5 protein-coding genes and 2 pseudogenes are annotated in these 5105 nt (G+C 70.6%); 1 reads left to right on the top strand and 6 read right to left on the bottom strand.

All coding sequences use genetic code 11. The features are described 5' to 3' along the window. The 6 genes and pseudogenes from AC08ON_RS11345 to rpmH all read right to left on the bottom strand — a co-directional run. Nucleotides 1-580: pseudogene (locus AC08ON_RS11345) on the bottom strand (hypothetical protein); the annotation flags it as partial. 46 nt (nucleotides 581-626) lie between these two features. Continuing rightward, nucleotides 627-1181 (bottom strand): Jag family protein, encoded by a 555-nt coding sequence (locus AC08ON_RS11340; protein WP_011438898.1) that lies wholly within the window; start codon nucleotides 1179-1181, stop codon nucleotides 627-629. A 117-nt stretch (nucleotides 1182-1298) separates the two neighbouring features. Continuing rightward, the gene (yidC, locus tag AC08ON_RS11335) at nucleotides 1299-2690 is read right to left on the bottom strand and encodes a membrane protein insertase YidC (protein ID WP_476607542.1); all 1392 of its coding nucleotides are present in this window, start codon (nucleotides 2688-2690) and stop codon (nucleotides 1299-1301) included. 12 nt (nucleotides 2691-2702) lie between these two features. Further along, nucleotides 2703-3233, bottom strand: coding sequence for a membrane protein insertion efficiency factor YidD (gene yidD / locus AC08ON_RS11330; protein WP_476607541.1), 531 nt, complete (start codon nucleotides 3231-3233; stop codon nucleotides 2703-2705). Next, entirely contained in the window at nucleotides 3230-3601 is a 372-nt protein-coding gene (gene rnpA, locus AC08ON_RS11325; protein WP_041258073.1) for a ribonuclease P protein component, read from the bottom strand. The genes yidD and rnpA overlap by 4 nt, the downstream gene beginning before the upstream one ends. A 40-nt stretch (nucleotides 3602-3641) precedes the next feature. Beyond that, nucleotides 3642-3779, bottom strand: coding sequence for a 50S ribosomal protein L34 (gene rpmH, locus AC08ON_RS11320; protein WP_011438902.1), 138 nt, complete (start codon nucleotides 3777-3779; stop codon nucleotides 3642-3644). An 870-nt stretch (nucleotides 3780-4649) separates the two neighbouring features. Here rpmH and AC08ON_RS11315 point away from each other — a divergent pair. Continuing rightward, nucleotides 4650-5105 (top strand): annotated as a pseudogene (locus AC08ON_RS11315) (chromosomal replication initiator protein DnaA); the annotation flags it as partial.

Genomic DNA, 5105 nt, shown 5'->3' with positions numbered 1-5105 from the left:
CCGCGGTCGCCAACGGCAGCACCAGAAAGATCCCGGGCACGGCGGTCAAGGCCAACAGGCCCGCCGCGGTGCGTCGCAGGAGCCGGGCACGGGAGAACCCGCCGGTGACAGGTGCAGGCCACGGGGACAGCGAGGACCGCGGAGATGATCCGGTCGACCAGGCGAGGACGATGCAGACGGCGGCCAGCGCCTCGACGGAATACGGCTTGAGTTGGGTCGCGAGATCCAAGAAGGTCACGTTCAGGCACAGCCAGCACGTGGCGAACACCGCTGCGACCAGGCCGGTGAAACGGCGGGTGAGCAGGACGATCGCGGCACCGAGCAAGGGCACGGCGAGATACCCGGGAAGCCGGAGCGACCAGCTGTGCCAGCCGAGGACCTCGCCGGCCACCCGGGTCAGGCCGAACCAACCCAGCGCCGAGGGGGTGTTGGCGACGGTCAGCTCCGGCCAGAACGAGGACGCCGGTTCGCTGACGAAGCGGGCACGCCAGATCTCGTCGTACCAGAAGGGTCTGGTCAGATAGGCATGCAGAACGCCGAGCACGGCCGCCAAGCCGACACCCACGGCGGCGGCCAGCACGGGGGAACGCGTCGGCCGGCGCCGACCCGCCATCGGTCGGCGCCGGTCAGCCGAGAAGGATGACTACCCGGCGGCCGGGTTCCTCGCCCTCGGACTCGCTGTGCACGCCGTCGATCCCGGCGACGGTGTCGTGCACCACCTTGCGCTCGAACGGCGTCATGGGAGCCAGCTTCTCCGGCTCACCGCGCGTGATGGCGCGCGACGCCGCGGCGATCGCGATCTTGCGTAGCTCGACCCGCCGCCGGGCGCGATGGCCGCCGACGTCGAGCATGAGACGGCTGCGGGTGCCCGTCTTCTGGAGCACCGCAAGCCTGGTCAGTTCCTGCAACGCCTCCAGCGTCTCGCCGCCCGCCCCGATGAGCTTGTCCAGCCCCTCGCCCACCACGGCGACGACGGCGCGGCCGCTCTCGACGTCGAGGTCGAGGTCACCGTCCATGTCGACGATGTCGAGCAGACCCTCGATGTAGTCGGCTGCGATCTCGCCTTCCAACTCGAGATCGGACAGACGCCGATCCTCCGTGCCGGCGGTCTCGTCCGAGGAAGCGTGCTCATCGGAGGCTCCGGCTCCATCCACAGCCAGTTCAGGTGCCGAACCGGTCATCAGCGACTCTCCAGGGGAACGGGGGCGGCGGAGCAGAGATTACGGGATGCCGCCACACGATGACGAAATCGGGTCGGCAGCCTGCCTGCCGGTCGGTCGGGAACGGCGTCTCCCGGATCAACGCCGCCCACCGGGCCGCTTGCCCTTGCCGCGCCGTTTCGCGGGTCGGGAGCCGCCGATCTGGCGCCGCACTCCGGCGGGTACGGGTGCCGGCCGGGGCGTGCTCTCCCCGTCGGAGGGCGCCGTCGGCCCGCTCGCAGCGCTCTGCCCGGCATTCTTGCCCGGGGCGTTCCTGCGGCCCGCCGCGCTGGTCTTCGCCCCCGCGCTGCGCCCCGTGGATGCGGCCGTGGTAGCGGCGACGCCGTTGTCCGAGACGCCACCGCCCGAGACGCCGTTGGCACCGGGACCGCCCGGCGCCCCCGCCTTACCGCTCTTCGGAGTCACCGCCTCCTTCGGGGTCGTCCCAGCTTTCGGGGTCACCGTGGTACGGCTCGCGGTCGAGGTGCCGTTACGGGACCGGGTGCCGGGGGGAGCCGTCGAGGACGTCCGACCGGCCGCCGCGGCACCGGAATCGCCGCCCTTGGTCGGGGTCACCGAGGCGGACCGGGAGCGGTTCTTCGACTTCGCCCCGGCTCGGACACCGGGAGCCGGCCGAGCGGGGGTGACGGCACCGTCGGCAGCCGGACGGGCACCGGGCAGCCGGCCGTTCGCATCCGCGGGCTTGACCGGCGGCATCTTCTTCATGATGAAGAACTGCTGGCCCATGCTCCACAGGTTGGTGGTGAGCCAGTACAGCAGCACGGCGATCGGGAAACGGAAACCAAAGAAGGCGAGCATCAGCGGGGAGCCATAGAGCAGCGCCTTCTGCACCATCGCCTGCTGCGGGTCGACCGGCCCGGTGCGGGCCATGATCTGGCGCTGCGTGAGGAAGGTCGTAAGACCCATCAGCACGATCAGGACGATCGCGAGAATCCTGACGTGCGTGCTGTCGACGCCGAGGAAGTGCGAGAAATCGCCATCGGAGGTGAACTTGCTCGCCAGCGAGATGCCGAACACCTTGGCCGAGGCGATCTGCTCCACCTGGTCCGCGGAGAGCCCGACCCGGGGACGCCAGACCAGCGAGTGGTTCGGACCCTCGTTCATCGGCGCCAGGTGGGTGAACACGTGGAACAGCGAGATGAACAGCGGGATCTGGAGGAAGATCGGGAGGCAGCCGAGAAGCGGGTTTCCGTGCTCCCGCTGCAGCGCCATCATCTCCTGCTGCATGCGGGGTTTGTCGTGCCCATGCTTCTCCCGGATCTCCTTGATCCGGGGCTGCATCATCTGCATCGTCCGCTGCGACTTCACCTGCTTGACGAACAGCGGGAAGATCAGAATACGGACGCAGACGACCAGCAGGACGACCGAAAAGGCCCAGGAGAAGAAACTGTCAGCACCAAAGATCGGCGCAAATCCCCGGTGAAAGAAGACAATCGCGTTCGCCGCGAGGTGGTATAGGGGATCCAACAACGGTCTGACTCCTCACACCCACGGTCCACGACCGGAACCGACGATCTCGGCCCGCATCCCCTGACTGGGAGACGGGGGACCATGCCTGTGGACGGACGGTACGGCGACGGCCGGATCGCCCGCGCTCCGACCGTCGAGAGGCCCGCCGGGGTCCGCCGCCGCGCCCCTGGGTCTCCGAACGATTCCCGGACCCGGATCCGTTCCCAGCACGGGGTCGTAGCCGCCTGCCGCGAGCGGTTGGCAGCGCAGCAACCGGGCGAGGGCGAGGACACCGCCACGCACACCCCCGTGGCGCCGCACCGCGGCCAGCGCGTAGGCGCTACAGGATGGCTCGAACCGGCACAGGCCGGCGTTGCGGGCCGACCAGCCGGCTCGGTAGAGCCGCACGAGCCCGGCAAAGGTCCAGGCCAGGGGACCGCGTACCGCGCCGTCGGCGTTGCGGGCGACCCGCGGCAGGCGGCGCCACACCATCCGGGAGGCCAGCAGGAGGTCGACGACGGCCGCCGTGGCCAGCAGCACGACCAGCACCGTCCCGGCGGTCATCGTCCACGCCCATCCGGGCGCCTGGCACCCGCCGGCCGGGCCACCCTGGTGAGCGCGGTGTCCAGCGCACGGCCGAGCTCCGCGGAGCTCGCCGTCGCCGCATCGGGCAGCGCACGCACGACCAGCATCGTCCCTGGCGCGAGCGTGTCCAGCCGAACCCGTACCTGTTCCCGCAACCGGCGCCGCACCCTGTTACGCACGACCGCCTTCCCCACCCGGCGGCCGACCACGAAGCCGGCCCGCGCCGGATCGTCGCTTGTTGTCCACAGACTGTGGACAACAAGCGGACCGGATCGGGTTCGCCGACCCATGGTCCCCACCCGGGCATGTTCGTCCCGGGTTCGGACGCGGGAGCCCTCAGGAAGCATGACCGGCGGGGATACCAGCAGGACCAGCGGGAACCCGCCGTCAGGCGGAGAGCTCGCTGCGGCCCTTACGACGGCGGGCGGACAGGATCGCGCGGCCCGCGCGAGTCCGCATGCGCAGTCGGAACCCGTGCGTGCGGGCCCGCCGACGGTTGTTCGGCTGGAAGGTGCGCTTACTCACGTGAGAACTCCGTCTGCAAGATGGACGCGGGCGGTGATCTTCGCTGCCGAGGGAGAGTGGGCCGCACCACACGGTCCTGACAAGCAGATCCCACGACAAACGAAGCGGTCTAACACCGCGGTTCGGCCTAGCCTACACAGGGCGGTGCCTCGGACGGTCCGGCTGCGAGGGATCGCTGCCGGGCAGGGGGACCTTCGGCGATCCGCCGGCCCCGGGCCCGCCGGCAGCCGCACCACCATCATCCGGTCATCACCCGGTCGCAGCCAGGGCAACCTGGACACGACGGCACCACACCGGAGGTCAAGGTGCGAGCGCACCGCGGCCGCGGCGGGCCGGCATCCGTCCGGCGGCCGTGGAATGCCACACTGCCGTGGCGGGCCCTCGGTGCCGCCGACAATGGGGCAGGGACGCGGCGCGGCCACCGCGGATACGTTCCGGCCCCGGCACGGCGGCTCGGGCCGCGCCTTACGATCCTGGTGGCAACGTCTCACTCGGGGCGGGCACCTGACGGCGTCAGGTATGCCCGCGTTCGGTGAGAACGACCGGCTCGGTGCACCCCGACCTGTGGAAAACGCCTGTGGAGAGGGCGGTCGGCGGAGGGGCCAGGGCAGAGCGGGGGACCTGGAGCGGATTCGAATGACCTCACTAATACAGGTTCATCCCCGGGAACGAGCCGGTTGCGCCACGCCGCATGCCGTGTCGTGTCCATGCACAGGTTGTGGACGACGATGTGGAGAACCATCGCGACGAGGCCCCTCGGTCGCTCGGTGGCCGGGGACCACATCACCAGCCGCATCAGCCGCGGCGCACCTCCAGCACGCGGGGAGCAGCACCACCCGCAAACCGTACCGAACTGCCCGAGGAGCCCCCGTGTCCAACCTCCGCGCCGACTCCGTCGCCGGTCTGCCGTTCGGGGACGAGCCTTCGGGTGACCCGGACCTGGCCGCGGTGTGGAGCCAGGCCGTCGCCGGGGTCGCCGACGGCACGCTGTCCGCCCAGCAGCGTGCCTGGCTGCGGCTGACCCGCCCCCTCGGGCTCGTCCAGGACACGGCTCTGCTGGCCGCGCCGAACGAGTTCACCAAGGATCTCCTCGACTCGCGCCTGCGCCCCTTCTTGTCCACAGCGTTGTCCACAGCCTATGGGCGGGAGATCAGGGTCGCGGTCACCGTCGAACACCTGCCCGATCCGGAACCAATGAGCGGACCGATCCGGATCGTACGGCCGGTGGACGCCAGGGGCGACACCACACCGGGCCAGGGCTCGGGCCCCGCCTCCGGTTCGGCGTTGAACGCGGGTACCGGATCAGGATCAGGATCGACCGGCACC

Source organism: Frankia sp. CoWAU3 (assembly GCF_977971855.1).
The sequence above is the reverse complement of the archived record's forward strand: the minus strand, read 5'-3'. Positions and strand labels throughout refer to the sequence as shown.

What these genes read in the sequence shown, in the direction of transcription:
- yidD (WP_476607541.1), bottom strand. Translation starts at nt 3,233, where the DNA reads ATGACCGCCGGGACGGTGCTGGTCGTGCTGCTGGCCACGGCGGCCGTC.
- AC08ON_RS11340 (WP_011438898.1), bottom strand. Translation starts at nt 1,181, where the DNA reads ATGACCGGTTCGGCACCTGAACTGGCTGTGGATGGAGCCGGAGCCTCC.
- rnpA (WP_041258073.1), bottom strand. Translation starts at nt 3,601, where the DNA reads ATGCTTCCTGAGGGCTCCCGCGTCCGAACCCGGGACGAACATGCCCGG.